The organism is Acidovorax sp. LjRoot118, from assembly GCF_964253575.1.
GTDB lineage: Bacteria > Pseudomonadota > Gammaproteobacteria > Burkholderiales > Burkholderiaceae_C > Acidovorax.
The window spans coordinates 5,460,046-5,486,571 of the sequence record NZ_CAXURB020000001.1; the positions used below are offsets into that span (position 1 = coordinate 5,460,046).

Annotated in this window: 25 protein-coding genes and 1 pseudogene; 5 read left to right on the plus strand and 21 right to left on the minus strand. The window is 67.1% G+C overall.

All coding sequences use genetic code 11. From position 1 onward, the window contains the following. Nucleotides 1-260: 260 nt before the first annotated feature. The 8 genes from ACSQ9E_RS25555 to ACSQ9E_RS25590 all read right to left on the minus strand — a co-directional run bounded on the left by ACSQ9E_RS25555 (nucleotide 261) and on the right by ACSQ9E_RS25590 (nucleotide 8,820). Entirely contained in the window at nucleotides 261-1,157 is an 897-nt protein-coding gene (locus ACSQ9E_RS25555) for a hypothetical protein (RefSeq protein WP_436219530.1), read from the minus strand. Further along, nucleotides 1,154-2,269, minus strand: a complete 1,116-nt coding sequence (locus ACSQ9E_RS25560) for a DUF1972 domain-containing protein (protein ID WP_436219531.1) — start codon at nucleotides 2,267-2,269, stop codon at nucleotides 1,154-1,156. The genes ACSQ9E_RS25555 and ACSQ9E_RS25560 overlap by 4 nt, the downstream gene beginning before the upstream one ends. After that, nucleotides 2,266-3,237, minus strand: a complete 972-nt coding sequence (locus tag ACSQ9E_RS25565) for a glycosyltransferase (RefSeq protein ID WP_057200029.1) — start codon at nucleotides 3,235-3,237, stop codon at nucleotides 2,266-2,268. Before ACSQ9E_RS25565 ends, ACSQ9E_RS25560 begins: the two co-directional genes overlap by 4 nt. Before the next feature lie 32 nt (nucleotides 3,238-3,269). Then, nucleotides 3,270-3,833, minus strand: a complete 564-nt coding sequence (gene rfbC / locus ACSQ9E_RS25570) for a dTDP-4-dehydrorhamnose 3,5-epimerase (RefSeq protein ID WP_057200028.1) — start codon at nucleotides 3,831-3,833, stop codon at nucleotides 3,270-3,272. An 18-nt stretch (nucleotides 3,834-3,851) separates the two neighbouring features. Then, complete coding sequence (gene rfbA / locus ACSQ9E_RS25575; RefSeq protein WP_057200027.1) at nucleotides 3,852-4,736, minus strand: glucose-1-phosphate thymidylyltransferase RfbA; 885 nt, start codon at nucleotides 4,734-4,736, stop codon at nucleotides 3,852-3,854. A gap of 11 nt (nucleotides 4,737-4,747) precedes the next feature. Next, nucleotides 4,748-5,638 carry a dTDP-4-dehydrorhamnose reductase gene (rfbD, locus tag ACSQ9E_RS25580; RefSeq protein WP_436219532.1) on the minus strand — a complete coding sequence of 297 codons (891 nt, stop codon included), beginning with the start codon at nucleotides 5,636-5,638 and terminating at the stop codon, nucleotides 4,748-4,750. Then, on the minus strand, nucleotides 5,635-6,723 hold the full coding sequence (rfbB, locus tag ACSQ9E_RS25585; RefSeq protein WP_057200025.1) for a dTDP-glucose 4,6-dehydratase: 1,089 nt from the start codon (nucleotides 6,721-6,723) through the stop codon (nucleotides 5,635-5,637). The genes rfbD and rfbB overlap by 4 nt, the downstream gene beginning before the upstream one ends. 111 nt (nucleotides 6,724-6,834) lie before the next feature. Next, the gene (locus ACSQ9E_RS25590) at nucleotides 6,835-8,820 is read right to left on the minus strand and encodes an SDR family oxidoreductase (protein ID WP_436219533.1); all 1,986 of its coding nucleotides are present in this window, start codon (nucleotides 8,818-8,820) and stop codon (nucleotides 6,835-6,837) included. Between the two features lie 206 nt (nucleotides 8,821-9,026). Here ACSQ9E_RS25590 and ACSQ9E_RS25595 point away from each other — a divergent pair, with 206 nt between their 5' ends. From ACSQ9E_RS25595 to ACSQ9E_RS25605, 3 genes are all read left to right on the plus strand, one after another. Beyond that, nucleotides 9,027-9,641 (plus strand): phasin family protein, encoded by a 615-nt coding sequence (locus tag ACSQ9E_RS25595; protein WP_057200024.1) that lies wholly within the window; start codon nucleotides 9,027-9,029, stop codon nucleotides 9,639-9,641. 246 nt (nucleotides 9,642-9,887) lie between these two features. Further along, nucleotides 9,888-10,550, plus strand: coding sequence for a TetR/AcrR family transcriptional regulator (locus ACSQ9E_RS25600; protein ID WP_057200023.1), 663 nt, complete (start codon nucleotides 9,888-9,890; stop codon nucleotides 10,548-10,550). Between the two features lie 59 nt (nucleotides 10,551-10,609). After that, nucleotides 10,610-11,383, plus strand: coding sequence for a tetratricopeptide repeat protein (locus ACSQ9E_RS25605; RefSeq protein WP_057200022.1), 774 nt, complete (start codon nucleotides 10,610-10,612; stop codon nucleotides 11,381-11,383). 24 nt (nucleotides 11,384-11,407) lie between these two features. Here ACSQ9E_RS25605 and ACSQ9E_RS25610 read toward each other — a convergent pair whose 3' ends face one another. Then, nucleotides 11,408-12,175, minus strand: a complete 768-nt coding sequence (locus ACSQ9E_RS25610; protein ID WP_436219534.1) for a type III pantothenate kinase — start codon at nucleotides 12,173-12,175, stop codon at nucleotides 11,408-11,410. Between the two features lie 192 nt (nucleotides 12,176-12,367). Here ACSQ9E_RS25610 and lysM point away from each other — a divergent pair, with 192 nt between their 5' ends. After that, on the plus strand, nucleotides 12,368-12,850 hold the full coding sequence (lysM, locus tag ACSQ9E_RS25615) for a peptidoglycan-binding protein LysM (RefSeq protein ID WP_057200020.1): 483 nt from the start codon (nucleotides 12,368-12,370) through the stop codon (nucleotides 12,848-12,850). Between the two features lie 63 nt (nucleotides 12,851-12,913). Here the strand turns inward: lysM and ACSQ9E_RS25620 are convergent, their stop codons facing one another. The 8 genes and pseudogenes from ACSQ9E_RS25620 to ACSQ9E_RS25655 all read right to left on the minus strand — a co-directional run bounded on the left by ACSQ9E_RS25620 (nucleotide 12,914) and on the right by ACSQ9E_RS25655 (nucleotide 20,949). Further along, complete coding sequence (locus ACSQ9E_RS25620) at nucleotides 12,914-13,324, minus strand: rhodanese-like domain-containing protein (RefSeq protein ID WP_369818153.1); 411 nt, start codon at nucleotides 13,322-13,324, stop codon at nucleotides 12,914-12,916. A gap of 201 nt (nucleotides 13,325-13,525) precedes the next feature. Continuing rightward, nucleotides 13,526-14,056 (minus strand): annotated as a pseudogene (locus tag ACSQ9E_RS25625) (MBL fold metallo-hydrolase); the annotation flags it as partial. Nucleotides 14,057-14,092: 36 nt separating this feature from the next. Next, the gene (locus ACSQ9E_RS25630) at nucleotides 14,093-15,037 is read right to left on the minus strand and encodes a YgjP-like metallopeptidase domain-containing protein (RefSeq protein WP_436220267.1); all 945 of its coding nucleotides are present in this window, start codon (nucleotides 15,035-15,037) and stop codon (nucleotides 14,093-14,095) included. An 18-nt stretch (nucleotides 15,038-15,055) separates the two neighbouring features. Continuing rightward, a complete protein-coding gene (locus ACSQ9E_RS25635) occupies nucleotides 15,056-15,814 on the minus strand; it encodes a lysophospholipid acyltransferase family protein (RefSeq protein WP_057200240.1) in 759 nt (252 codons plus the stop codon). Between the two features lie 69 nt (nucleotides 15,815-15,883). Then, nucleotides 15,884-16,453, minus strand: a complete 570-nt coding sequence (gene gmhB / locus ACSQ9E_RS25640) for a D-glycero-beta-D-manno-heptose 1,7-bisphosphate 7-phosphatase (protein ID WP_436176663.1) — start codon at nucleotides 16,451-16,453, stop codon at nucleotides 15,884-15,886. Between the two features lie 35 nt (nucleotides 16,454-16,488). Further along, complete coding sequence (gene glyS / locus ACSQ9E_RS25645) at nucleotides 16,489-18,621, minus strand: glycine--tRNA ligase subunit beta (RefSeq protein WP_436219535.1); 2,133 nt, start codon at nucleotides 18,619-18,621, stop codon at nucleotides 16,489-16,491. Between the two features lie 23 nt (nucleotides 18,622-18,644). Further along, nucleotides 18,645-19,565, minus strand: a complete 921-nt coding sequence (gene glyQ, locus ACSQ9E_RS25650; RefSeq protein WP_057200239.1) for a glycine--tRNA ligase subunit alpha — start codon at nucleotides 19,563-19,565, stop codon at nucleotides 18,645-18,647. Between the two features lie 313 nt (nucleotides 19,566-19,878). Then, a complete protein-coding gene (locus ACSQ9E_RS25655; RefSeq protein ID WP_428002599.1) occupies nucleotides 19,879-20,949 on the minus strand; it encodes an asparaginase in 1,071 nt (356 codons plus the stop codon). A gap of 154 nt (nucleotides 20,950-21,103) precedes the next feature. Between ACSQ9E_RS25655 and ACSQ9E_RS25660 the strand changes: the two genes are divergently transcribed. After that, nucleotides 21,104-22,012, plus strand: a complete 909-nt coding sequence (locus tag ACSQ9E_RS25660) for a LysR family transcriptional regulator (RefSeq protein ID WP_436219536.1) — start codon at nucleotides 21,104-21,106, stop codon at nucleotides 22,010-22,012. A gap of 70 nt (nucleotides 22,013-22,082) precedes the next feature. Here ACSQ9E_RS25660 and fabB read toward each other — a convergent pair whose 3' ends face one another. The 4 genes from fabB to ACSQ9E_RS25680 all read right to left on the minus strand — a co-directional run bounded on the left by fabB (nucleotide 22,083) and on the right by ACSQ9E_RS25680 (nucleotide 26,499). Further along, nucleotides 22,083-23,297 carry a beta-ketoacyl-ACP synthase I gene (gene fabB, locus ACSQ9E_RS25665; RefSeq protein WP_436219537.1) on the minus strand — a complete coding sequence of 405 codons (1,215 nt, stop codon included), beginning with the start codon at nucleotides 23,295-23,297 and terminating at the stop codon, nucleotides 22,083-22,085. After that, entirely contained in the window at nucleotides 23,294-23,824 is a 531-nt protein-coding gene (gene fabA / locus ACSQ9E_RS25670; RefSeq protein WP_057200013.1) for a 3-hydroxyacyl-[acyl-carrier-protein] dehydratase FabA, read from the minus strand. Before fabA ends, fabB begins: the two co-directional genes overlap by 4 nt. Before the next feature lie 168 nt (nucleotides 23,825-23,992). Continuing rightward, nucleotides 23,993-25,624 carry an apolipoprotein N-acyltransferase gene (gene lnt / locus ACSQ9E_RS25675; RefSeq protein WP_436219538.1) on the minus strand — a complete coding sequence of 544 codons (1,632 nt, stop codon included), beginning with the start codon at nucleotides 25,622-25,624 and terminating at the stop codon, nucleotides 23,993-23,995. Continuing rightward, a complete protein-coding gene (locus ACSQ9E_RS25680) occupies nucleotides 25,624-26,499 on the minus strand; it encodes an HlyC/CorC family transporter (protein WP_057266387.1) in 876 nt (291 codons plus the stop codon). The genes lnt and ACSQ9E_RS25680 overlap by 1 nt, the downstream gene beginning before the upstream one ends. Nucleotides 26,500-26,526 lie beyond the last annotated feature (27 nt).

Sequence of the window (26,526 nt, forward strand, 5' to 3'; positions counted from 1 at the left end):
GGGCCGGTCCCTCGTCAACGAAAAGGACCGCCGTGGATGCCAGGCAGAGACCAGGTCTGTGGGATTTTTCGCTTGAAGCCCGCCGCAGCGGCCCTCAGAGCAGGTCTGCAATTCTATATTCTGTCGTAAGCAGCCACGATCATGCGCCTATCCTGGCAATGGCAACGGATTGTTGCACCACAAGGCCCTCTTGCGTCCAAAATATTGCGCATTGGTGCGACACCGGTCACACCCGGCGGCATCTCCCTCGGCGCACGGCCTTACCCAGGCGGGCGTTGCAACAGCCCGTGCACCCCGCCCCGGACTGCGGCGAGCAGGCGCGCCAGCCGCCGCTCGGGCAGCAGTGGCTGCAGCAGCAGCTTGCGCGCCAGCGGGGCGAGCAGCTTGCGGCGCCAGCCACGGGGCACGTCATGGGAACGCATTAGCCACAGCGTGTTGCGCACCTGGAAGTAGATGCGCTGCGGCGGATGCGCCAGCACCTGGCGCCCCAGCACCTTCACGCCCGCCTTGCCGATGGTGTGCTGCAATACCACCGCCCCCGTCTGCATCACCGCCCATCCCCGGTGGCGCGCACGCCAGCACCACTCGGTATCGACCATGTCCACAAACCAGCCCCCTCTGAACGGGCCTACGGCGGACAACGCCGCAACCGGGTACAGGCAGCCGGAGGTGATCACGTGGTCCACCGCCACCGCCTGCTGCGCGGACCAGGGGTCTGCAGACGGCACCAGGCGCAGATGCGCATCCACGCGCTGGACGGGCAGTGCCCGTCCCGTGGTTTCGTCGCGCACGGCGGGGCCGAGCGCCGCCCAGCCGCCAGCGGCATCACCGGCCCGCGCCCAGATGTCCAGCAGGCCGGTCAGGTACCCGGCGGGGGGCAGGGAATCCTGGTCAAAACTCAGCAGGAAGTCAAAGGCGCCATCCAGCGCCCGCTGGCGCGCCAGGTTGAGCGCGGCACCCACGCCCAGGTTGCCTGGCGCCAGGTGCCACTGCACGGCGGTCATGCCCGACCAGGGCCCCGCCGCCGGGTCGATGGTCTGGCCGTTGTCGATGACCAGCACCTGCGCCACATCCGGCAGCAGTCGCGCGATCAAGGCCGACAGCCTGTGGCTGTCCGGGTGGTACGCCACCACGCAGGCCAGAACGCGCGGCGTCATGGCGTGGCACCCGGCCCGCTGCACAGTGCCTCGTAGGCGTCGGCAATGGCCTCCCAGCGATAGCGCTGCGCCAGCGATGGCCCTGGCACCCACGCGCTCGCCTGCGGTCTTTGCAAATGCCGGGTGAGCATGGATACGTCGGCAAAGTAGCCCCCCTCGTCCCCCAGCGTGTAGCGATTGAAGACGCAATCGAAGGCCAGCAGCGGCCGCTGGTACGGCAGCATCTCGACCAGCGAGGGATTGGTACCCCCCACGCTGTGCCCGTGCAAATAGATATGGCAACCGGCGCGCAGGGCCGCCAGCGCCTTGGGGTCGAACAGGGAATCGATGAAGCGCACGCGCGGCTCGCCCTGGTAACGCGCGAGCAGCTCACGCCCCAGCGGCGTGGCGCTGAAGTTGCCCACCAGCACATACAGCGGCTGGGGCGATGCCAGAAAGGCCTGCAGCATCTCGGCGATGTGGTTCTCGGGTTCGATGCGCGCCACGGTCAACAGGTAACCGCCGGGCGCCAGGCCAAAGCGTTCCTTGAGCAGCGCGTGCGCCTGGTCCGCAGGCAACTGCAGCACATGGTCGCAGCCATAGGCGATGACGCTGCTGGTGCGGCCATAGCGGCCCAGCACCATGTCGGCAATGCCCTGGTTGTCGCTGACCACCACATGGGCGTGGCGCACGGCCAGGGCCTCGCTGCGCTCGAGGAACCAGCGCTTGAACCCGGTCCATTTGTCGCGCCGGGTCTCCAGCCCGTCCACATTCACGATGATGCGCCGTGGGCCGGCCATGCGGCGCAGCAGGGGCAGGAAGATGCCGCCCGACACGCCCATCACCAGCATGGCATCCACCCTGCGCCAGCACACCAGGAAGTTGAGCAGGTCATAGGGCACCGACCACAGGCCGTTGGCACGCAATGGCAGGTAGCGGTGCGCCAGGCGCTCGCCATCCGCCGCCAATGCGGTGCGGCCCACAGAGGAACCGAAGACCAGTGTGGCATGCCCCCGCCGCGCCAGCCGGGGGGCAAGCTGATCGACGCAGGTCTCGAAGCCGCCATAGCGTGCCGGCAGGCCATCGGTACCGATGACCGCGATGCGCAGCGGTCCCCTGGAGGAATCGGTCATCGCTGCGTGCCTTGGGCCGACGGGCGCAGCGCCTGCAGCACCAGAAAGAGCCCCATGGCCCGGCGCCGCCGCGTGGGCCCCGACACCAGCGCGTGCCATGCGAGGTGCAGCGCCACCCGCACACGGCTGCGGCCAGCCCAGGGCATCGACAGCCAGCCGGGCACCTGGGCCGCCGGGGACGCCCCAGGCAGTGCGCCACCCTGCTGCGCCCGGGCCCAGGCCATGGACTGCACCAGCACCCGCTCGGCCAGCTGCATGCCGCGCCCCAGTTGTTCGCCCAGCGAGCGCTGGCGCGATGCACCCAGCAGGTTGGCGCCGTGCTGGCGGTACAGCGACAGGCATTGCGGCACGCATGCCAGGCGCTGCATGCGCTGCGCCACCAGCGCCACGGCCCAGTCGTGCATCACATAGGCCGAAGGCTCGAGCAGGCGGGCCACGCAGGCCAGCATGTCGCCCGAGAGCACCAGCGTGTGCCCAATCACCGGGTTGACCAGCAACAGGCGCCGGGCGTCGAGGTCACGGGGCACGGCATAGGGGTTGCCGGTGTAGAAAGTGGGCTGCAGGGGCGCGAGCGCCTCGTCCACCACCTGCACATCGTGGAACAGCGCCCAGGGCTGCGGCAGCCCGGCGGCGGCATCGAGCATGGCCGCCACCTTGCCAGGTAGCCATACATCGTCCTGGTCGGCCAGGAAAATGCAATCGCCTGCGCCCACCTTGGGGGCCAGTTGCGCCATGGCATTGAAGAAGGACAAGGCGGGGCCGGGGGCGTTGTCGACCCAGTGCAGTTCCAGCGGTGCCTCGCCTGCATCCTGCGCCAGCTGCGCCAGCACTTCACGCGTGCCGTCCTCCGATGCATGGTCGAAGACGTGGATCACGTCAACGGCCCGGGACTGGGCGCGGATCGAGGCAATCTGCTGTGCGATGAAAGGTGCCCCGTTGTGGCTGCACAGGAGCACATGCAGGGTCATGCCGGACTTTTCAGGTGCGCCACGGCCCGCCGTCAGCGGGCGGCGACAGCAGCGAAGACTTCCGCATTCTCCAGGGTCAGGCCCTGCTGGTCCTTGGCCGACAGCAAAGGGTTGGCACCGATGTCGGGCCACTCGATGCCGATGGAGGGGTCGTTCCAGATGATGCAGCGCTCGTGCGCCGGCGCGTAGTAGTCGGTGGTCTTGTACAGGAACTCCGCCGTCTCGCTGAGCACGAGGAAGCCGTGCGCAAAGCCTGGCGGCACCCACAGCTGGCGGTGGTTGTCTTCGCTCAGCTCTTCGCCGACCCACTGGCCGAAGGTGGGCGAGGCCTTGCGGATGTCCACCGCCACGTCGAACACGGCACCGCGCACCACGCGCACCAGCTTGCCCTGGGGCTGCTGGACCTGGTAGTGCAGTCCACGCAGCACGCCGCGGGCGCTGCGGCTGTGGTTGTCCTGCACGAACTGGTGGTCGGTACCGGTGGCCTCGTTGAAGGCACGCTGGTTGAAGCTCTCGAAGAAGAAGCCGCGCGCATCGCCGAACTTCTTGGGTTCGATCAGCACGACATCGGGAATGGCCAGGCGGGTTGCTTGCATGGAGTGAATTTCAGGAAATCAGTAGATCTTTTCTTTGAGCACGCGCATCAGGTACTGGCCGTACCCGTTCTTGGTCAGCGGCTGGGCCAGACGCTCGAGTTGGGCACTGTCGATCCACTGGCTGCGCCAGGCGATCTCTTCAGGGCATGCGATCTTCAGGCCCTGGCGGTGCTCCAGCGTGGCGATGAACTGGCCGGCTTCGAGCAGGCTCTCGTGCGTGCCGGTATCGAGCCAAGCGTAGCCCCGGCCCATGATCTCCACATTCAACTGGCCGCGCTCCAGGTACAGGCGGTTGAGGTCGGTGATCTCGTACTCGCCGCGGGCCGAGGGCCTGAGCCCCTTGGCCAGCTCCACCACTTGGTTGTCGTAGAAGTACAGGCCCGTCACCGCATAGCTCGACTTGGGGACCTTGGGCTTTTCTTCGAGCGACAGCACCTTGCCCTGCGCATCGAACTCGGCCACGCCATAGCGTTCGGGGTCATGCACATGGTAAGCGAACACGCTGGCGCCACTCTGGCGCTCGGTCGCGCTACCCAGCAGCTCATGAAAGTCATGGCCGTGGAAGATGTTGTCACCCAGCACCAGCGCGCTGGGGGAATCGCCGAGGAAGGACTCGCCGATCACGAAGGCCTGGGCCAGGCCGTCCGGGCTTGCCTGCACCGCGTACTGCAGATTGATGCCCCACTGGCTGCCATCGCCGAGCAGTTGCTCGAAGCGCGGCGTGTCCTGCGGCGTGCTGATCACCAGGATGTCGCGGATGCCCGCGAGCATCAAGGTGCTCAGCGGGTAATAGATCATGGGTTTGTCGTACACCGGCAGCAACTGCTTGCTGATGGCCAGGGTGGCCGGGTGCAGCCGGGTACCGGAGCCTCCGGCGAGGATGATGCCTTTGCGTGCCGTCATGGTGGTCGTTCTCAGAGAATCTCGGTGAGCATGCGCGCCACGCCCGTCTGCCAATGCGGCAGGGTCAGACCGAAAGTGCTGCGCAGCTTGGTGGTGTCCAGGCGCGAGTTGTGGGGGCGCACGGCCGGGGTGGGGAAGGCGCTGGTCGGTACCGGAGCCACTTCCCTGGCGATGATCTTTTCAGCCACGGAGTGCTTGGCGGCCACCGCCAGCACGTACTTCGCGTACTCGCTCCAGTTGGTTTCGCCGGCCGCGACCAGGTGGTACAGGCCCGCATCCTCAGGGTGCTGCTGCAGGTGGCGGATGGCATGGGCGGTCACGTCGGCCAGCAGGTCGGCGCCGGTCGGAGCGCCCCACTGGTCGTCGATCACCGTCAGGCGCTCGCGCTCCTGGGCCAGGCGCAGCATGGTCTTGGCGAAATTGCCGCCGCGTGCCGCATAGACCCAGCTGGTACGCAGGATCAGGTGCTTTGCGCCGGACTGGGCGATCAGTTGCTCGCCTTCGAGCTTGGTTCGGCCGTAGACGCTCAGGGGCGCAGGGGCGTCGGTCTCCACCCAGGGGCGGCTGCCGCTGCCGTCGAACACATAGTCGGTGCTGTAGTGCACCAGCCAGGCGCCGAGCTTCGCGGCCTCCTGCGCAATGGCGCCGGGCGTGGTGGCGTTGAGGGTGCGCGCGAAGTCGACCTCGCTCTCGGCCTTGTCCACGGCGGTGTGGGCGGCAGCATTGACGATGACGTCAGGGCGCAGGGCGCGCACCGTCTCGGCTACGCCGGCCGGGTTGGCGAAGTCACCGCAGTGTTCCGTGCTGTCGAAATCCAGCGCCGTGACGGTACCGAACACCGACAGGCTGCGCTGCAGCTCCCAGCCGACCTGGCCGCCCTTTCCAAAGAGCAGGATGTTCATGCGCTGGCATCCGCCACGGCTGCGGGCTCCTGCGCATACTGGGTCTGCACCCAGTCGCGGTAGGAACCGGTCTGCACGCTGGCCACCCAGTCGGCATGGTCCAGGTACCACTGCACTGTCTTGCGGATGCCGGTGTCAAAGGTCTCGGCGGGCTTCCAGCCCAGTTCGCGCTCGATCTTGCGCGCATCGATGGCGTAACGGCGGTCGTGGCCGGGACGATCCTTCACATAGGTGATCTGGGTGCGGTAGCTCTGGCCGTCGGCACGCGGGCGCAACTCGTCGAGCAGGCCACAGACCATGTTCACGATCTCGATGTTGGGCTTTTCGTTCCAGCCGCCCACGTTGTAGGTCTCGCCGGCAGTGCCGGCTTCCAGCACGCGGCGGATGGCGCTGCAGTGGTCCTTCACGTACAGCCAGTCGCGCACCTGCATGCCGTCGCCGTAGACCGGCAGGTTCTTGCCGGCCAGGGCGTTGACGATCATCAGCGGGATCAGCTTCTCGGGGAAGTGGTAGGGCCCGTAGTTGTTGCTGCAGTTGGTGGTCAGCACCGGCAGGCCGTAGGTGTGGTGCCAGGCGCGCACCAGGTGGTCGCTGGCGGCCTTGCTGGCGCTGTAGGGGCTGTTGGGCTCGAAACCGCGCGTCTCGGCAAAGGCCGGGTCGGTGGGTGCCAGCGATCCGTAAACCTCGTCGGTGGAGACGTGCAGGAAGCGGAAGGCTTCGCGCTCGCCCTCGGGCAGCGCGCTCCAGTAGGCACGCACGGCCTCCAACAGGCGGAACGAGCCAACGATGTTGGTCTGGATGAAATCCTCGGGTCCGTGGATGGAGCGGTCCACATGCGATTCGGCCGCGAAGTTGACCACCGCGCGGGGTTGGTGCTCGGCCAGCAGGCGGGCGATGAGGGCGCTGTCGCCGATATCGCCCTGCACGAAGACATGGCGTGCATCACCCTGGATGCTGTCCAGGTTGTGCAGATTGCCCGCGTAGGTGAGCTTGTCGAGGTTGACGACAGGCTCGCTGGAGGCAGCAAGCCAGTCAAGAACGAAGTTGGCGCCGATGAAACCCGCGCCGCCGGTAACCAGAATCATAGGGTGGGCTGTGTGAAATGCCTGCTCGGCAGAACCCGCGATTATCCCACCCTGCCCGGTTACCCGGTAACAGAGTTCAACACGGGCTCCCCGGGGCGGGTTGAAAGGCCATCAGAAATGGATACCGCGCATCATCTGCTGCAGCGCCACCGCCTCGGCCGACAGCTGTGGCTTGGCGTCCTTGCTGCCCTTGGCGGCAGTGGAATCCGGGAACATGCGAAAGCTGGTGTTCATGGTGATCTGCGCCACGCGGGGCACCAGGGCATGCAGTAACTGGCCGGTGATGCCCAGGCGCGTGGCGATGCGCACCGGCTTGAAGATACAGGCCTGGGCGATCATGTCCGCCGCCTCCTCGGGGCTCAGCGTGGGCACGTTGTTGTAGATCTTGGTCGGCGCGATCATGGGCGTGCGCACCAGCGGCATGTTGATGGTGGTGAAGGTGATGCCCTGGTCGGCGAACTCGCTCGACGCGCAGCGCGTCCAGGCATCAAGCGCCGCCTTGCTGGCCACATAGGCCGAAAAGCGCGGCGCATTCGTCAGCACGCCGATGGAGCTGATGTTGACCACATGGCCCTTGCGCTTGGCCACCATACCCGGCAAAAAGCCCATGGTCACGCGCAGGCAGCCGAAGTAATTGAGCTGCATGGTGCGCTCGTAGTCGTGGAAGCGGTCGTAGCTCGACTCGATGGCGCGGCGGATGGAGCGGCCCGCGTTGTTGATCAGGAAGTCCACGCCGCCATGCTTGTCGATGAGCAACTGCACGAAGCGATCGCAATCGGCCATGTCCGCGATATCGGCGGCGTAGGCGATGAACTCGTAGCCCTTGGCCCGGGCCTCGGCGCAGGCTTCGTCGAGCTTATCCTGGTCGCGCCCGCAGATGACGGTGGTGGCACCGGCCTCGGCGAACTTGTGCGCCGCTGCCAGGCCGATGCCCGAGGAGCCCCCCGTCACCAGCACCACCTTGCCGGCCACCGTGCCCTTGAGGCTGCGGTCGATGAACAGCTCGGGGTCGAGGTTGCGCTCCCAGTAGTCCCACAGGCGCCAGGCGTAGTCCTTGAGATTGGGGCAGGTCACGCCCGAGCCCTTGAGCGCCGCCAGGGTCTCGCGGCAGTCAAAGCGCGTGGGGTAGTTCACGAAGGTCAGCATGTCCTCGGGCAGGCCCAGGTCCTTCATCACGGCATTGCGCACGCGGCGCACCGGCGCCATGGCCATCAGGCTCTTCTTGATGCCCTTGGGGATGAAGCCCAGCAGCGCGGCGTTGATGAACAGGTTCATGCGCGGCGCATGCGCGGCGCGGCTGAAGATGTCCAGCACGTCGCCCACGCGGTAGCCGACCGGGTCCACCAGATGGAAGCATTTTTTGGCAATGGACTGCTGGTGGCTGATGACGTTGAGCGCATTGACCACGAAGTCCACCGGCACGATGTTCACGCGCCCGCCTTCCAGGCCCACGGTGGGCATCCAGGGCGGCAGCAGCTGGCGCAGGCGCTGGATCAGCTTGAAGAAATAGTAGGGGCCGTCGATCTTGTCCATCTCGCCGGTCGTGCTGTCGCCCACCACCATGGCCGGGCGGTACACCGTCCAGGGCACCTTGCAGTCCTGGCGTACGATCTTCTCGCTCTCGTGCTTGGTCTGGAAGTAGGGGTGATCGAGGCCCTCGGCCTCCTCGAACATGTCCTCGCGGAACACGCCCTCGTACAGGCCGGCAGCCGCGATGGACGAGACGTGGTGGAAATGCCCGGCGTCGATGACCTTGGCAAGATCGACCGTGTTACGCGTGCCCTCGATGTTCACGGCCACTTGGGTCTCTTCGTCGGCACCGAGGTCGTAGACCGCGGCCAGGTGGTAGAAATGGTCGATCTGACCCTTGAGCTTTTTCACGTCCTCGGAGGCCACGCCGAGCTTCTTGGCCGTGAGGTCGCCGAACACCGGCACGGCCCGTGCGGCCGACACGCCCCAGTAGCTGCGCAGGTCGGCCACCTTGTCCGCGCTTTCTCGCCGGATCAGGAAGTGCACCACGGCGCCCTTTCGCTCCAGCAGCTTCTTTACGAGCCGCTTGCCAATGAACCCCGTCGCTCCCGTCACGAAATACTGCATGAAAAACTCCTGTGAGATCTGTTCATTCTTGCCCAAGCGCATCGCCGACCGATTCAGCACAAACCCGCGCAGCCTTAGACGCTGCGCTCTACGTTTTTAGGAGCGCGCGCCTACACCTGGCCTGCCGCGCGGCGTACAGTTCGGCCATGCGCCAAAGCCAACCGGCACTGGCAACCCCCACTATCCACCCGCATACCGGAGGCCCCATGGTCAAGAAACTGCAGAAACTCAGCGCCGACAACAAGAAGAGCAACGCCCAGCTGTCGAGCACCGTCAAGGACTCGGCCCAGCAGATCTGGCTGGCGGGCCTGGGTGCCTTCTCCAAGGCCCAGGAAGAAGGCGGCAAGGTGTTCGAGTCCCTGGTCAAGGAAGGCCTGTCCATCCAGCGCAAGACCCAGGCCGTGGCCGAAGAGAAGATCTCCGAAGCGACGAGCCGCGTGACCACCATGGCCAGCGACATCGGCTCCAAGGCCCAGGGCCAGTGGGACAAGCTCGAGAACATCTTCGAAGACCGCGTGGCCAAGGCCCTGTCCAAGCTCGGTGTCCCCTCGGCGCGTGACCTGGAAGCCCTGACGGCCCGCGTGGACGCACTCACCAAGGGCGCCGGCAAAGCGGCCGCGACCAAGGCACCTGCCAAGGCCGCCGTGAAGGCAGCAGCCCCCGCGAAGAAGGCCGCTGTCAAGAAGGCAGCCGCTCCCCGCAAGGCCGCCGCCAAGCCTGCAGCCAAGGCCGCGCCCGCCAAGAAGGCCGCAGCAGCCCCTGCCAAGAAGGCCAGCGCCAAGGCCGCAGCTTCCGCCTCGGCACCCGCCGCCTCCAACTGACCTTCTGCCAGCGGCCCGCCCGCTGCGGCAAGCGGCTGACACGCCTTGTGCGTGCCAGCCGCTTTTGCGTTGTGGAGCGCTTCGGGCCATGGGCCGCGCTCTCTGCGCGGGTGGCCGCAGCCGGAACGTCAACACGTTCCAAGGACATGCCAATATTGATGCAGTGCAGCATCTGCGGCTCGGTTAGAGTAGGCCCCAGAGACATACCAACACCGATCCAAAACGACGCGAAGAGGGCCCGCACACATGGTGAAGAAAGCGCCGCGACGCACCGCAGAACGCATTCTGGAAGTCACGCTGGACCTGTTCAACCGGTTTGGCGAACCCAACGTCTCCACCACCCTGATCTCGGCCGAGCTGCGCATCAGCCCCGGCAACCTGTACTACCACTACCCGGCCAAGGACGAGTTGATCAATGCGCTGTTCGACCGCTACGAACAGTCGCTGACCGAGCTGCTGGCTGCCGCCGATGGCGTGCGCAACGTGGAGGACGCCTGGTTCTTCATGCACACGCTGTTCGAGCTGATCTGGCAGTACCGCTTCCTGTACCGCGACCTGAACGACCTGCTGTCCAAGAACCGGCGCCTGGAAACGCATTTCCAGGCCATCCTCAAGAACAAGACGCGGGCCGTGCGCGCCATGCTGGACGGCATGGGCCGATCGGACGCGCTGCACATCGACACGCGTGAGCTGGAGGCCACCGCGACCAGCATGGTGGTGGTGCTGACCTACTGGCTGAGCTTCGAGTACGTGCGCGACCCGCGCCGCGCGCTGGAGCCCGAGAGCGCCCAGGCAGCCCTGCTGCGCGGAGCCCACCACGTGCTCAACCTGCTGATGCCCTACCTGGAAAGCGGGCAGCGCGCACACCTGCTGGAACTCGTCGGCGCCTATGCCACCGCGCCGGGCTAAGCGCCAGGGCGCCCTGTCCACACCCTACACCCGACCCCAAGAACCACAGGAGACACACCATGGCCAAATGGACCCCTTTTCCCCATGCGGGTGACTACAGCTTCGATGCCACGAGCGTGAAGAAGCACTGGGCGCGACTGCACAGCGGCGACGCCGAACCCTGCCCCAAGGATCCGGCCGTGCTGCAGGCCTGGGCGCTGTTCCACAGCGGTGATTTCGAGAAGGCGACGGCCGCCGGCCTGGCCGCTGGCGGCCCCGGCATCACCGTGGCCAACAAGGCCACGGCCATCTACGCCAACTACCTGGAGCAAAAGGAAAAGACCCGCCTGGACCTGTTCACCCAGGTGGCCGAGCGCGCCGAAGCCCAGGCCGGCGAAGACCCGAACAACGCCAACGCCTGGTACTGGCATGCCTATGCCCTGGGCCGCTACAGCCAGGGCATCAGCGTGGCCAAGGCCCTGGCCCAGGGCCTGGGTGGCAAGGTCAAGGAATCGCTGGAGAAATCCATCGCGCTGGCACCCAAGCACGCCGACGCCCGCATTGCGCTGGGCGCCTTCCACGCCGAGGTGATCGACAAGGTGGGCTCGCTGATCGGCGGCATGACCTATGGCGCAAAGAAGGACACCGGGCTCAAGCTGTTCCAGGAGGCCCTTAAACTCAACCCCGGCTCGGCCATCGCCATGGTGGAGTACGCCAACGCGCTGGTGATGCTCGAAGGCGACAAGAAGATGAAGGAGGCGACCCAGCTCTACGAGAAGGCCGCTGCCTGCGAGTCGGCCGACGCGATGGAGCGCCTGGACGTGGAGATGGCGCGCGCCGAACTGGAAGACTGAAGCTGCCGGGCGCCGCCCCGGCGCTCAGCTGGTGAAACGGCGCGAGGCGATCTCCAGCAGGCCGTCAAAGATCAGGTTGTCCACCAGCTCGAAGGGGCGCGTCATGCTCGGCGCCATCTTCCAGCCGGCGCCGCCGGTCATGATGCAGGCCGGCTCCTCGCCGCAGTGCTGGATGACATGCTGCACCATGCGCTCCACGGCACCGGCGATGGCGTAGGTGCCGCCGCTGGTCAGTGCATCACTGGTGTTGGTGGGGAACATGCGCACGTCGCCCGTGGGCACGTGCAGGCCGGCGGTACCCGTTTCGAGTGCGCGCAGCATGATGCCGTGGCCCGGCAGGATCAGCCCGCCCAGGAAGCGCCCATGCGCATCGATGCACTCCACGGTGACCGCCGTGCCCACCATCACCACCACCAGCGGCCGCGCAGGCCCCTGGGCCAGCACGTGGTGGCGCGCACCGATCATGGCCACCCAGCGGTCCGAGCCCAGGCGCGAGGGGTGGTCGTAGCCATTGACCAGCCCCGCCTCTTCGTCGGATGAGACCACCCACTGGGCGCCCACATCCCAGAGCTCCATCTGCTCCTGCACGCGGCGCTTGGCGGCATCGCCCGCCACCACGCAGCCCAGCATGCGCTCGGGCGCTGGCAGGGCTGCCCAGCTGCCTTCGGCGAGCTTCTCGATATGGTCCAGGAACTCGGCGCCATGCGCCAACAGCGCAGCCCCTGGGCGGTGGGCGTCGTACAACGCCCATTTGAGACGGGTGTTGCCGACGTCGATGGCCAGAAAAGTCATGCGGCGGATTATCCCGAGTTTTGGCCATGCGCACTTGGTGCATTTGCCAAAGGCAGCAGCGCAGCTCGTCGCCCCGGCGACAGCGGTACCTGCCAATGTGAAAAATCGTGTCGCGCGCCCGTCTTACACCAGGGTGTCGCACTTTGCCGCTACAGTGGCCCTTCCTGTTTCTGCAACCTTAGGAGATACGACATGGGTCTTTTCAGTTTCATCAAGGAAGCCGGCGAAAAGCTGTTCGGTGGCAAGGAAGCACAGGCCGCCACGGCCGCCGCTCCATCGCCGGACGAACTCAACGCCAAGGCCGCCAAGGCCATCGAGACCTACATCGGCACGCAGAACCTGGGCGCGACCAACGTGCAGGTGGCGTTCGATGGCAGCCAGGGCAAGGTCACCGTCAAGGGCGACGCCCCTACGCAGGCGGCCAAGGAAAAGATCACCCTGTGCTGCGGCAACGTGGCCAGCGTCACCAGCGTCGAGAACCTGATGAACGTGACCAACCCCGAGCCCGAAGCCCAGTACCACGACGTGGTGCGCGGCGACACGCTCTCGGCCATCGCCAAGAAGTTCTACGGCGACGCTAACAAGTACCCCCAGATCTTCGAGGCCAACAAGCCCATGCTCACGCACCCCGACAAGATCTACCCTGGCCAGAAGCTGCGCATTCCGCCACTCTGAGCGCACAGCGCTCCCCAACGAACAGCGGGCCACATGGCCCGCTTTTTTCATGGAGCTGTGTCTTCAGCCCTGACGCCATGGCAGGCCGCGGTAGCGCCAGCCGCCCTTGCGCCCGCGGTGGGCTTGGCCATCGGCGTCGCCCTCGAAGCCTTCGAGAATGTTGTAGGCCGTGATGCCCAGCTCCGTCGCACGCTTCGCGGCCGCCACGGAGCGCACGCCGCTGCGGCACAGCAATACAACGCGCCCGCCTTCGGGCACAGCCAGGCGAATCTGCGCATCGAAATCGGCATTCATGGCCATGCCGGGCCACTGCTTCCAGGCCACGGGCACGGCCCCCGGCACCTGGCCCACCCATTCGCGCTCGGCATCGCTGCGCACGTCGACCAGCACGGCCTGGCCATCCTGCACCCACTGCCAGGCCAGCGCCGGTGACACGTCGCCGGCATAGCCCTCGGCCCCGCGCGGGGCCTGCAGCGCGGCGCCATCGGCGTCCTGGCGCTGGCCCGAGTGCTGGTTGGCGGGCACGGCCTCGTCCATGCGGCGTGGGCGCGGCAGGTTCAGCGAGTCCATCAGCGCGACGAATTCGGCCTCGCTGCGACCGGCCACGCGCGCATTGCCGGCCTTTTCGGCGGCGATGCTGCTGTGGCTGCGGCCCTGGTAGTCATGGCCGGGCCAGACAGTGGTGTCACCCGGCAGTGCGAACAGCACGCCGGTGATGCTGCGGTAGAGCTCGGCCGCGTCGCCCGACTGGAAGTCCGTGCGGCCGCAGCCGTTGATGAGCAGGGCATCGCCCGTGAACACATGGTCACGCCAGCGGTAGGACATGCTGCCCGCCGTGTGGCCAGGCGTGTGCAGCGCCTGCAGCGTCTCGCCGCCGAAGGCCAGCGTGTCGCCATGCTGCAGCTGCACGACCGCCGTGCCGATGTCGCAGCCTGCGGGCACCGCAGTCTGCGCACCCGTGTGCTCGGCCAGGCGCGCGGCGCTGGTGATGTGGTCGGCATGGGTGTGCGTCTCCAGCGTCCAGCGCAGCGTGAGCCCCAGGGACTGCAGTGCCGCCAGGTCACGGTCGAGCTGCTCGTCCACGGGGTCGATGATGGCGGCCTGGCGCGTGGCGGGGTCGTGCAGCACGTACGTGTAGGTGCTGGAGGCGGGATCGAAGAGCTGCAGGGGAATCATGGTGGGCCTGAATGCGGTGGTTTCCGCCATTTTGCCGCGCCCGGTTTCGCCCTGCCCTGCGCGCGCTCAATCCCAGAGCGGGGCTGGCTCGTCGCGCAGGTGGTTGCGCAGGGCCGCGTAGTCGGGCACCACGGTGGCCACCGTGTCCCAGAAACGCGGGCTGTGGTCCATCACGCGCAGGTGGGCCAGCTCGTGCGCCACCACGTAGTCGATGACCGCAGGCCGGTAGTGCAGCAGGCGCCAGTTCAGGCGGATGGAGCCGTCGGCCTTGGCGCTGCCCCAGCGCGTCTGCGCGCTCGACAGGCGCAGGCTGGTCCAGCGCACGCCCAAGAGCGGCGCAAAGTGCTCCAGCCGCTCGGTGAAGTGGCGCTTGGCATCGCGCATCAGCCAGGCCTGCACGGCATCGCGGATCTGCGCAGGCCCGGCGCTGTGCGGCAGGCCGATGTGCAGGCGCGAGGCCAGCGGTGCATCCGGGTCCTCGGCTGCGGCGATGGTTTTGAGCTGCCCACCACGGCCGCTGAAGCCGTGCGCGGGGTCCAGCACCACAGTGACCGGCCGGCCCAGGTAGGGCAGCACGGCGCCATCCGCCCAAACGATGCGTCCGCCTTCCATGCGCTGCTGGCGCTCACGCGCCTCGCCGAGCTTGAGCACGATCCACTCGGACTTTTCGCGCAGCGCCGCGTCGATGGCGCCCAGGGTGACCCAGCTGGGGGCGCGCACCGAGAGGCCGTCTGGGCCCACGCTGAAGCCGATGGTGCGCCGGCGCGCGCGCTGCAGCGCATACGCCACCACGGCGTCACCCAGCAGCAGTTCGCGTTTGGCCTCGGGGTGGCGGAATTCGGCGGGAGACAGCAGCGAAGGCAGCGGGACCGCAGGCGGACCCACGGGCCGGGGCGGTGCGGCCACGGGAACCCTGGCCGCCGGCGGTGGCTCGACCGCCTTGGGCGCCGGTGCGGGGCTGGCAGGCGGAGTGTCGAAGAAGTCCAACGCCAGTTGCACGAGCCGCTGCATCATGGGAATGGGGTCCGATCAGGGCGCCGTCAGTGCGGCTGCGGGATAGGCCTCGGGGTCGAGGCGGCGCATTTCGGCCTCGATCCAGTCCTCGACCTCGCGCATCAGCTCTTCCGGCTCGCGCCCCACGCTGGAGATCGGCTTGCCGATGGACACATCCACCACACCGGGGCGCTTGACGAAGGCCTTGCGCGACCAGACCTTGGCCGAGGTCACGGCAATCGGCACCACCGGTGCACCGGTGTCGATGGCCAGGCGGGTGCCGCCGGTCTTGTAGGTGCCCTTCTGCCCGCGCTCGATGCGCGTGCCTTCGGGGAACATGATGATCCAGATGCCCTTGGCCAGCAGGTCCTTGCCCTGCTCCACGACCTTGTTGAAGGCCTGGGCGCGCTGGCTGCGGTCGATGTGGATCATGTCCAGCCGGCCGATGGCCCAGCCGAAGAAGGGGACGTACAGCAGCTCCTTCTTGAACACGTAGGCCAGCGGGTGCGGCATGATCGTGGGCATCAGAAAGGTCTCGTAGGTCGACTGGTGCTTGACCAGCAGGATCGCCCCCTCGTGCTCGCCCTGCGGCAGGTTCTCCATGCCCGTCACCCGGGTGCGGATGTCCAGCAGCACGCGTGCGCCGCTGATGCACAGCGACAGCCATGCGGCCGCGATGCGGTACAGCGGCAGGCCGCGCACGCCGAAGAGCGTGCCCAGCATGATGGCCAGCGCATAGGGCATGACGGTGGTCGCCATCCAGAGCAGGTGAATGATGGAGCGGATCAGGGCCATGGTGAAAAGGTCTTGCGATGGGTGCCGCCGCAGCAAAGGCGTGTGGCAGGCACCAAGGGGCGCTGAGGGTCAGACCGCCATCAAAGGGATGGCGGCCGGCAGCAGCTGCTCGACGAAGGCCGCCAGGCTCGCATGCACCTGCGTGCCGGGGGGATAGCCGGGCGGCAGCGCCTGGCCCGGCACCACGCCGGCGGAGCTGCCCGTGCACACCAGGTGCACTTGCGCACCGAGCGCGGCGCCGGCCTGCAGGTGTGCCAGGCAGCTGCCCACCACCTGCACGTCATTGCGCTCCACGCCATAGCGGTCGCTGATCTGCTCAAGCAGGCCCGGGCCGGGCTTGCGGCAGGCGCAGTCTTCGTCAGGCGCATGGGGGCAATAGAACACGGCGTCGATGCGCCCACCCACGGCCGACAGCTGTTTGTGCATCTTGGCGTGGATGGCGTTGAGCGCCACCACGTCGAACAGCCCGCGCCCCAGACCCGGCTGGTTGGTGGCCAGCGCCACATGCCAGCCGGCGTGGTTCAGGCGTGCAACGGCCTCGAGCGCGCCGGGAACGGCCGTCCATTCCTCGGGCGAAGTGACGAAGTCCTCACCCAGCGGGTTCAACGTGCCGTCGCGGTCCAGGATGGCGAGTTTCATGGGGGTCCCCTTGTGACAGACGCCAGCCTAGCAGGTCACGCCGCCAGGCGGGAGAGGTCGGCTACCCGGTTCATCGCATCGTGCAGGCTCTTGAGCAGGCCCTGGCGGTTCAGGCGCAGGTCCATCTGCTCGGCGTTCACCATCACGTCGTCGAAGAAAGCGTCCACCGGGGCGCGCAGCACGGCCAGGGTCTGCAGCGATGCCGTGTAGTCGCCCGCGTCGAACTGCGCGTTGGCCTCGGGCACGAAGCGCTGCAGTGCCGCATACAAATCCTGCTCGGCCTTTTCCTGCAGCAGCTCGGGGTTGACGTGGGCATCCACCTCGCCGGCCTTTTTGAGGATGTTGGCCACGCGCTTGTTCGCGGCGGCCAGGGCCGGGCTTTCGGGCAGCGCGGCAAAGGCACGCACGGCGGCCAGCTGCTTTTCGACCAGTGCCAGGCGCTGCGGGCGCAGGGCCAGCACGGCGTCGACTTCCTGGGCGCTGTAACCCTGCTCGCGCAGGCTGCCGGCCAGGCGGTCATAGATGAAGTCGGCCAGGGCGGCCGAGGCATCGGTGATCTTGTCGCCGAAGGCCGGAACGGCGCCGGCCAGCAGGGCGCTCAGGTCCAGCGGCAGGTCTTTTTCGACCAGCATGCGGATCACGCCCAGCGCATGGCGGCGCAGCGCGAACGGGTCGCGGTCGCCCGTGGGCAGGTTGCCGATGCCGAACATGCCGACCAGGGTTTCAAGCTTGTCGGCCAGGGCCACCACCACGCCAGCGGTATTGCGTGGCAGCGTGTCGCCGGCAAAGCGCGGCTTGTAGTGGTCTTCGATGGCATCGGCCACCACCTCGCCCAGACCGTCGTTGAGCGCGTAGTAGCGGCCCATGGTGCCCTGCAACTCAGGGAACTCGCCGACCATGTCGGTCACCAGGTCGGTCTTGGCCAGCATCGCGGCCTGATCGGCCTGCGCCACCAGGGTGGCATCGCCCAGTTGTTCGGCAATGGCCTTGGCGATGGCACGCACACGCTCCACGCGCTCGCCCTGCGTACCGAGCTTGTTGTGGTAGACCACCTTGGACAGACCGTCCACGCGCGAGGCCAGGGTCTTCTTGCGGTCCTGGTCGAAGAAGAACTTGGCATCGGCCAGGCGCGGGCGCACCACGCGCTCGTTGCCGCCGATCACGAAGCTCGCGTCCTCGGGGCTGATGTTGCTCACCACCAGGAACTGGTGCGTCAGCTTGCCTGCGGCGTCCAGCAGCGGGAAGTACTTCTGGTTGGCCTTCATGGTGAGGATCAGGCACTCTTGCGGCACGTCGAGGAATTCCTGCTCGAACGCGCAGGTCAGCACGTTGGGGCGCTCGACCAGGGCGGTCACTTCGTCGAGCAGCGCATCGTCCTCGATGGGGCGGGCACCGTTGCCCACCTGGGCGGCGGCGGCGGCCAGTTGGCGCGCGATCTCGGCCTTGCGCTCGGCGAACGAAGCGATCACCGCTCCGTCCTTGTGCAGCGTGGCGGCATAGCTGTCGGCATCCTTGAACACCACAGGCGACACGGCCGCCTCGAAGCGGTGGCCCAGGGTGCTGTTGCCGGCTTTCAGGCCCAGCGCCTTCACGGGCACCACGGTGCTGCCATGCAGCGCCACCAGGCCATGCGCGGGGCGCACGAAGTTCACGCTGGTCCAGCCGGGCAACTCGCAGTCGGACTCGAGCTGGTAGCTCATGACCTTGGGAATGGGCAGCTTGGCGATGGATTCCAGAAGTGCCTTCTGCAACCCCTCTTCCAGCGTGGCGCCAGGCACCACGCTGTCATAGAACAGCGCCTCGGCCTTGCCGTCGGGGGCGCGCTTCAAGGCGGCCACGGCCGCTGCCGGGTCGGACACATCCGCGCCCAGGGCTTGCAGCTTCTTGAGCAGTGCGGGCGCGGCGTTGCCGCTGGCATCCAGGCCCACCGTCACGGGCATGAGCTTTTGCTGCACGGCCTTGTCGGCGGCCTTGCCGGCCACGGCCGTCACGTGCGCGGCCAGGCGGCGCGGCGAGGCGAATGCCGTCACGGCGGATGCGGGCGTGGCCAGGCCCAGGGCCTTGAGTTGCTCGGCCAGCACGCTGGCGAAGGCATCGCCCAGCTTCTTGAGCACCTTGGGAGGCAGCTCTTCCACAAATAATTCGACCAGAAGATTTTGCGTTGTCATTTTTCAGGGGCTCCGGCGGTGGCTCAGGCGGCTTTCTTGGGCATTTGCTCCACCCATTCGCGGGGGGCCATGGGAAAGCCCAGGCGCTCGCGGCTCTCGTAGTAGCTTTGCGCCACGGCGCGCGCCAGGTTGCGGATGCGGCCGATGTAGGCAGCACGCTCGGTCACGCTAATCGCCCCGCGCGCATCCAGCAGGTTGAAGCTGTGCGCAGCCTTGAGCACCTGCTCGTAGGCCGGCAGGGCGAGCTGCTGCTCCATGAGGTGCTTGGCCTGCTTTTCGTGCGCATTGAAGGCGGTGAACAGGAAGTCGGCGTCGCTGTGCTCGAAGTTGTAGGTGGACTGCTCCACCTCGTTTTGCTTGTAGACGTCGCCATAGCTCAATTTCGAGCCGTCCGCTCCCTCGGTCCAGGTCAGGTTGTAGACGTTGTCCACGCCCTGCAGGTACATGGCCAGGCGCTCCAGGCCGTAGGTGATTTCACCGGTGGCAGGCTTGCAGTCGATGCCGCCCACCTGCTGGAAGTAGGTGAACTGCGTCACTTCCATGCCGTTGAGCCAGACTTCCCAGCCCAGTCCCCAGGCGCCCAGGGTGGGGTTCTCCCAGTCGTCTTCGACGAAGCGGATGTCATTCTTCTTGAGATCGAAGCCCAGCGCTTCGAGCGAGCCCAGGTACAGCTCCAGGATGTTGGCCGGCGCGGGCTTCAGAACCACCTGGAACTGGTAGTAGTGCTGCAGGCGGTTGGGGTTCTCGCCGTAGCGGCCATCCTTGGGGCGGCGGCTGGGCTGCACGTAGGCGGCCTTCCAGGGCTCGGGGCCGATGGCGCGCAGGAAGGTGGCGGTGTGCGAGGTGCCAGCGCCCACTTCCATGTCGTAGGGCTGCAAAAGGGCGCAGCCCTGCGCGTCCCAGTAGGACTGCAGCTTCAGAATGATTTGCTGGAATGTCAACATGGCGTCTGTGGCGCTGGCGGACCAGGGCCGGGCAAAGGGGGATGAAAAAGCCGAAGGCGCGCAGCAGACAGGCCCGAGGGGCTTTGCAGCGTGCGCGCAAAACCCGTGATTTTACGGCGCTGCAGCAAGCCTTCGCTCGCAAGGCCCTGGGAGGCCGCGCCAGAGCGCGAAAACAAAGCACCAAGTACAAAGGCCGGGGCCCTTTTGGAGCCCCGGCCTTTCCAACCAGTTGCGCGGGCAGTCTGCCGGTGCGCACCGGTGGCCGCCCCTTGGGGCGACCGGTCGGCGCACGCGTGGTGCGCCAAGTCAAAAATCAGTATTCCCAGAAGATGCGTTGCAGCTCTTTGCTGTCGTTTGTTTTCGTCAAAGCGACCATGGCCAGGATGCGGGCCTTCTGTGGGCGCAGGTCGTGGGCCACCACCCAGTCGTACTTGTCGTCGGGCTGCTCGGCATTGCGCAGCACAAAACCATCGGGCACACGGGCCGAGCGCACGATCTGCACGCCCTGGGCGCGCAGCGCCTGCAACGAGGCCACGGCCTGGGCCGCCACCGAGCCATTGCCGGTGCCGGCATGGATCAGCGCCTTCACGCCGGCCTTGCCGTAGGCCTCGATGCCGGTGCTGTTCATGTTGCCGTAGCCGTAGACGATATCCACTGCGGGCAGGGCCTGGATCTCGTCGATGTTGAACTCGGACGCCGTGGTGTGGCGCTTGACCGGCGCGCGGAACCAGTAGTTCTTGCCTTCCACCACCATGCCCAGCGGGCCCCACTGGCTCTTGAAGGCCTCGGTCTTGATGTTGATGGTCTTGCTGACGTCGCGGCCGCTCTGGATCTCGTCGTTCATGGTGACCAGCACGCCCTTGCCGGCAGCATCCTTGCTGGCGGCCACGCTCACGGCGTCGTACAGGTTCAGCGCGCCGTCGGCCGAGAGGGCCGTGCCGGGGCGCATGGAGCCGACGACCACGATGGGCTTGGCGGTGCGCACCACCAGGTTCAGGAAGTACGCCGTTTCTTCGAGCGTGTCGGTGCCGTGCGTGACGACGATGCCGTCCACGTCGGCCTGCTTGGCCAGGGCCGAGACGCGCTTGCCGAGCTGCAGCAGGTGCTCGTTGGTGAAGCTTTCCGAGGCGATCTGGAACACCTGCTCACCCGTGACACGGGCCACGCCCGTCAGTTCGGGCAGGCCGGCCAACAGCTTGTCCACCGGCACCTTGGCCGCCGCATAGGTGGCGCTGTTGGCCGCAGACGCGCCGGCACCGGCGATGGTGCCACCGGTGGCCAACACCACGACATGGGGGCGGGCGGCCTGGGCCATGGCCACAGCCGAGGCAGCGGAGAGCAGCAGGCCGGCAAGCCAGCGGTGCATGGGGTAGGAAATGCGCATGACGGAAATCTCCAGACAGTTGTTTTGAAGAGGCTTGCCAACAGACTTTGCTGCTGCGCCCTCACCCGCTCGTTGGCGGTGCCGGATCGTATGAGAGACTTGCGCACAGCAACAGGGAATAATCAGCCACCTCTTGTGAATTTCACTCATACCCATGAACCTGCGCCAACTCGAGGTGTTCCAGGCCGTGCTGCAAACCGGCAACATGAGCGCGGCAGCGCGGCTGCTGTGCATCACGCCCTCGGCCGTGAGCAAGGCCGTGGCGCACACCGAGCTGCAGCTGGGCTACCGGCTGTTCGTGCGCACGCCTGCGGGCCTCACACCCACACCCGAGGCACAGGTGCTGGCCACCGAATCCAGCGGCATCCACCGCCAGCTCGATGCCCTGCGCCGCACCGCGCGCAACCTGGGCACCAGCGACACCGGGGACGTGCGCCTGGCGGCCATTCCGTCCATCACGCACGAATTCCTGCCCCTGGTGCTGCAGGAGCACGCGCTGCGCTACCCGCAGGTGGGTGTGGAGGTGCGCACCATCCACCAGGACCAGATGACGCAGGCGCTGCTCACGCGCAGCGTGGACTTCTGCCTGGGCTTCTACAAGCACCCGCATCCGCAGGTGCGCAGCGACCTGCTGGTCAGCGGCCGCATGTACCTGGCCGTGGCACAGTCGGTGTGGACGCGTGCGCCGCGCGCTGTGACGCCCGCAGCCCGGCTGGCCCAGGTGCCGGTGATCCGGCTCGTGGGGGACGATCCCATGCGCCAGTCCATCGACGAGATCGCCCAGCGCCTGGGCACACCCGCCGGCCCGGGGCTGCAGGTGCAGACCTCGCGCCTGGCGCTGGACCTGGTGCGCCGGGGCATGGGCTGGACGGTGGTCGACTTCCTCACCGCCACCCAACTCGACCCAGAGGCCATGGTGGCCGTGGAGCTGCACGAACTGCCGCCCATGTCGCTGTACTGCTACCACGCCCGCGCCCTACCCCCGGGCCTGCAGGCCACGCGCATGCTGGCCATGCTGCCAGGGCTTCTGCACCAGGCCTTGTCATCCAAGCCCACGCGCTGACCACCGACCGGCGGGCATGAAAAACCCGCCCATCCCTTGCAGGATGGTGGGTTGCCGGAGATCGCGCGGATCAGTTATCCCATCGGCGCAGAACCAGGCTGGCGTTGGTGCCGCCAAAGCCGAAGCTGTTGGACAGCGCGGTGCGGATCGGCGCATCGCGCGTCTCGCGTACCAGGGGCATGCCCTCGGCGGCGGGCTCCAGGTTTTCGATGTTGGCCGAGCCGGCGATGAAGCCCTGGCGCAGCATCAAAAGGCAGTAGATCGCCTCCTGCACACCGGTGGCGCCCAGCGAGTGGCCGGTGAGCGACTTGGTGGACGAGAACGGGGGAATGGCATCGCCGAACACTTCGCGGATCGCACGCAACTCGGGCACGTCGCCGACGGGTGTGGAGGTGCCGTGGGTGTTGATGTAGTCGATGGAGCCGTCCACCGTGGCGATGGCCTGGCACATGCAGGCAATGGCGCCGTCACCCGAGGGGGCGACCATGTCGGCGCCGTCCGAGGTGGCGCCGAAACCGACGATTTCGCCCAGGATGGTGGCGCCGCGTGCCTGTGCATGTTCCAGGCTTTCGAGCACCACGGCACCGCCGCCGCCCGACAGCACGAAGCCGTCGCGGTGGGCGTCGTACGCGCGCGAGGCTTTTTCGGGCGTGGCGTTGTAGGCGCTGGACATGGCGCCCATGGCGTCGAACAGCAGGCCCATGCCCCAGCTGACTTCTTCGCCGCCACCGGCGAACATCACGTCCTGCATGCCCCAGGCGATCTGCTGGGCGGCTGCGCCGATGCAGTGCGCCGAGGTGCTGCAGGCCGAGGTGATGGAGTAGTTGATGCCCTTGATGCCGAAGTTGGTCGACAGGCAGGCGGACACGGTGGAGCTCATGCAGCGCGTGACCTGGTAAGGCCCCACGCGGCGGATGCCCTTGCTGCGCAGGATGTCGGCGGCCTCGATCTGGTTGGCGGGCGAGCCGCCCCCCGAGCCCATGATGAGCCCGGTGCGCGGGTGCGAGACCTGCTCGGGCGTGAGGCCCGATTCGGCAATGGCGTTGGCCAGCGAAATGTGCGCATAGGCCGCCGCATCGCCCATGAAGCGCAGCTGCTTGCGGTCGATCAGCTCTTCGAGGTTGATCTGCGGCACGCCGGCCACCTGGCTGCGCATGCCCAGCTCGGTGAACTGGGGCATGGCGCGGATGCCCGGACGGCTCTCGCGCAGCGACTCGGTGACGCTGGCATTGTCATTGCCAATGCACGAGACGATGCCCGTGCCCGTGATGACCACGCGTTTCATGCTGCCTCCCCTGGGGCTGCGCCGGCTTCCTCGCGCTTGAACAGGCCCACGCGCAAGTCGCTGGCCACGTAGATTTCCTTGCCGTCAGCATACAGGCGCGCGTCACCGATGGCCATGACCAGTTTGCGCTTGATCACGCGCTTGATGTCGATCTCGTAGGTGACCAATTTAACGTCCGGGCCCACTTCGCCGGTGAACTTGACTTCGCCGGCGCCCAGGGCGCGGCCCTTGCCCGGCAGGCGCAGCCAGGTCAGGTAAAACCCGATCAGCTGCCACATGGCGTCCAGGCCCAGGCAACCGGGCATGACCGGGTCACCCTGGAAGTGGCAGGCAAAGAACCAGAGGTCAGGACGCACGTCCAGCTCGGCGCGAACCTTTCCCAGCCCGTGCTCGCCACCATCGCTATCGATGTGCGTGATGCGGTCGAACATCAGCATGGGCGGCAGCGGCAGGCGCCCGCTGTCAGCGTCGAACAGCCGGCCCTCGCCCGAGGCGATCAGTTGTTCGTAGGAAAAGGAATCTGCCATTTTCAGTCGTGCTCCAGAACAGCGGCCACACCGCTTCAAATCATCGTTGTATCCAACACAAGCCCCCGCTTGCGGGCTCTATTATCAAGGCACGGCGAGCCTGTGCCGCGCATTGGCCTGCCAGGGCACTGGGGCACCCCTGCCGCAGCTGACCAGGATCAAGGCCCGCTACTCCCGAAAACCACCGTTTTTAGACCGCACAGCCCGGCCACGCCGACCCGCCCCGAGGGCCGCCACCAGCACGATGGCGGCCGCCAGCAGTGCCAGGGGAACCAGGCCCCAGCGCGACACCCAGAAGGCGTAGGGCGTGATGGCCCAGCCCTGCTGCGCATCCATTCCCCGGCCGTGCACCGCGCCCAGCAGCACGCCACGGGTGTGGCGCTCCAGCTGGTGCGTGACCACGCCCCGATGATCGATGATGGCCGTGGCACCGGTGTTGGTGGCGCGCACCATCGGGCGTTCGAACTCCAGCGCGCGCATGCGGCTGATGTGCAGGTGCTGGTCGATGGCCACCGTGTTGCCGAACCAGCCGATGTTGCTGAAATTGACGAACACCGTGGGGGCGCCGGCCGGATCGGCAAAGCGCGCTCCCAGCTCCTCGCCAAACAGATCCTCGTAGCAGATGTTGGGGGCGATGCGCTGGCCCGCAAAGGCAAACGGCGCCTGGCCCAAGCCCCCCCGGTTGAAGTCCCCCAGGGGGATGTTCATCATCTGCGTGAACCACTTGAAGAAGGGCGGGATGAACTCGCCGAACGGCACCAGGTGGTGCTTGTCGTAGCGGTAGGGTTCGGCCAGCCCCGCCCGTGCACCCAGCACCGAGTTGGTGTAGCCCTCGCGCTCATCCCCCAGCGGAATGCCCAGCAGCACCGCCTGCGAGCCGCTGGCGTAGCGCTGGGCGATGCCTTCGAGGTAGCCCGGTATCAGCTGCTGCGGCAGCAGGGGAATGGCCGTCTCGGGCGCCACGACCAGGGGCGCGGTGGCACGCTCCAGTTGCTCGCGGTACCACTGCAATGCCATGGGAACACCCGAGCCCGGCTGGAATTTCTCGTCCTGCGGGATATTGCCCTGCAACAACGCCAGTTGCAGCGGGGCCGGTGCGCGCGCCGCAGGGGTGTGGCACAGCTCCACGGCGCAGTGGCGGTCCACCGTGGCCAGACCCAGCACCGCCAGCCCGCCCGCCACCAGGGCCCAGGCGCGCAGGCGGAGCAGATCGCTGGCGCGCGCCTGCACGAGCAGCATGGCGATGGCGGCCGCGACGAAGCACAGGCCGTAGACACCCACGTAGCGCGCCAGCGCCGCCAGCGGGCCATCCACATGGGCATAACCGCCGGCGCCCCAGGGAAAACCGGTCCAGAGCCAGCCGCGCGCCATCTCGGCCAGCGTCCAGAGCGCGGCGAACAGCAGCGCAGCGCCGGCACGGTGCACCACGGCCAGCCGGCAAAAGACGCCGAGCGCGAGCGCGTAATAGCTGGCCAGAAAGGCCGCCAGCCCCAGGATGGCAGCCACCGTGAGCGGCGCAGCCAGCCCGCCATAGGTGTGCATGGAGATATAGAGCCACCAGAAGGTGCCGCACAGCCAGGCGGTGGCAAAGGCAAATCCCAGCAGCGCGCCACGGCGCGCGGTGGAGGCTCCCGCGCGCACCTGCCAGGCCAGCACGGCCAGCGATGCGATCTGCAGCCACCATTTGGGCTGCCCATTCCAGGGCAAGGCCAGCGAGGCCGCCTGCGCGAGCCCCGCCAGCACGGCGATCAGCACGGGCAAGGCAAGTCCGGATCCCTGCGTTCGGCGCGCCAACCCCATCAAGCGCCAGCCTGGCTCTCTTCGATCCGCGATACCTTGAACCAGCGCACGGCGCCGCCCTTGGTATGCAGCACCACGAAGTGCAGGCCACCGAGCTCCACCTGCTCGCCACGCTTGGGCACATGGCCCATTTCGTGGGCGATGAGGCCGCCAATGGTGTCGAATTGTTCCTCGGCATCGCTGCCCTGCAGCGTGACCTCGAAGGACTCGGCGACGCGTTCGATGGGCGTGTCGCCGCTCACGCGGTAGGTGCGGTCGGCCAGGGCGAAGATGTCGCCCGCATCCTCGGGGATGTCGAACTCGTCCTCGATCTCGCCCACGATCTGTTCGAGCACGTCTTCGATGGTGACGAGCCCTGCCACGCGGCCGAACTCGTCGATCACGATGGCCAGGTGGTTGCGATTGCCGCGAAACTCGCGCAGCAGGTCGTTGAGGCCCTTGCTCTCGGGCACGAACACGGCCGGGCGCAGCAGCGCGCGGATGTTCAGCTCGGGCGCCCGCTGCAGCTTGAGCAGGTCCTTGGCCATCAGGATGCCGATGATGTTCTCGCGCTCGCCCTGGTACACCGGAAAGCGCGAGTGCGCCGTGTTGATGACCAGGTACAGGAGCTCATCGAACGGCGCATCGATGTTGACGAGGTCCATGCGGGGCGCGGCCACCATCACGTCGCCCGCCGTCATGTCGGCCATGCGGATCACACGCTCGAGCATCACGCGCGACTCGGCGCCAATGACGTCGTTGTCCTCGGCCTCGGCCAGCGTTTCGATCAGCTCTTCGGTCGAGTCCGGTCCGGGGTGGATGAACTCGGCGACTTTCTGCAGGAAGGTGCGCTTGTCTTCCTTTTCGGGCAATCGCCCGGGGTGCGGGTCAGACACTGTCTTGGAGTGCAGGACGTGCGGTAG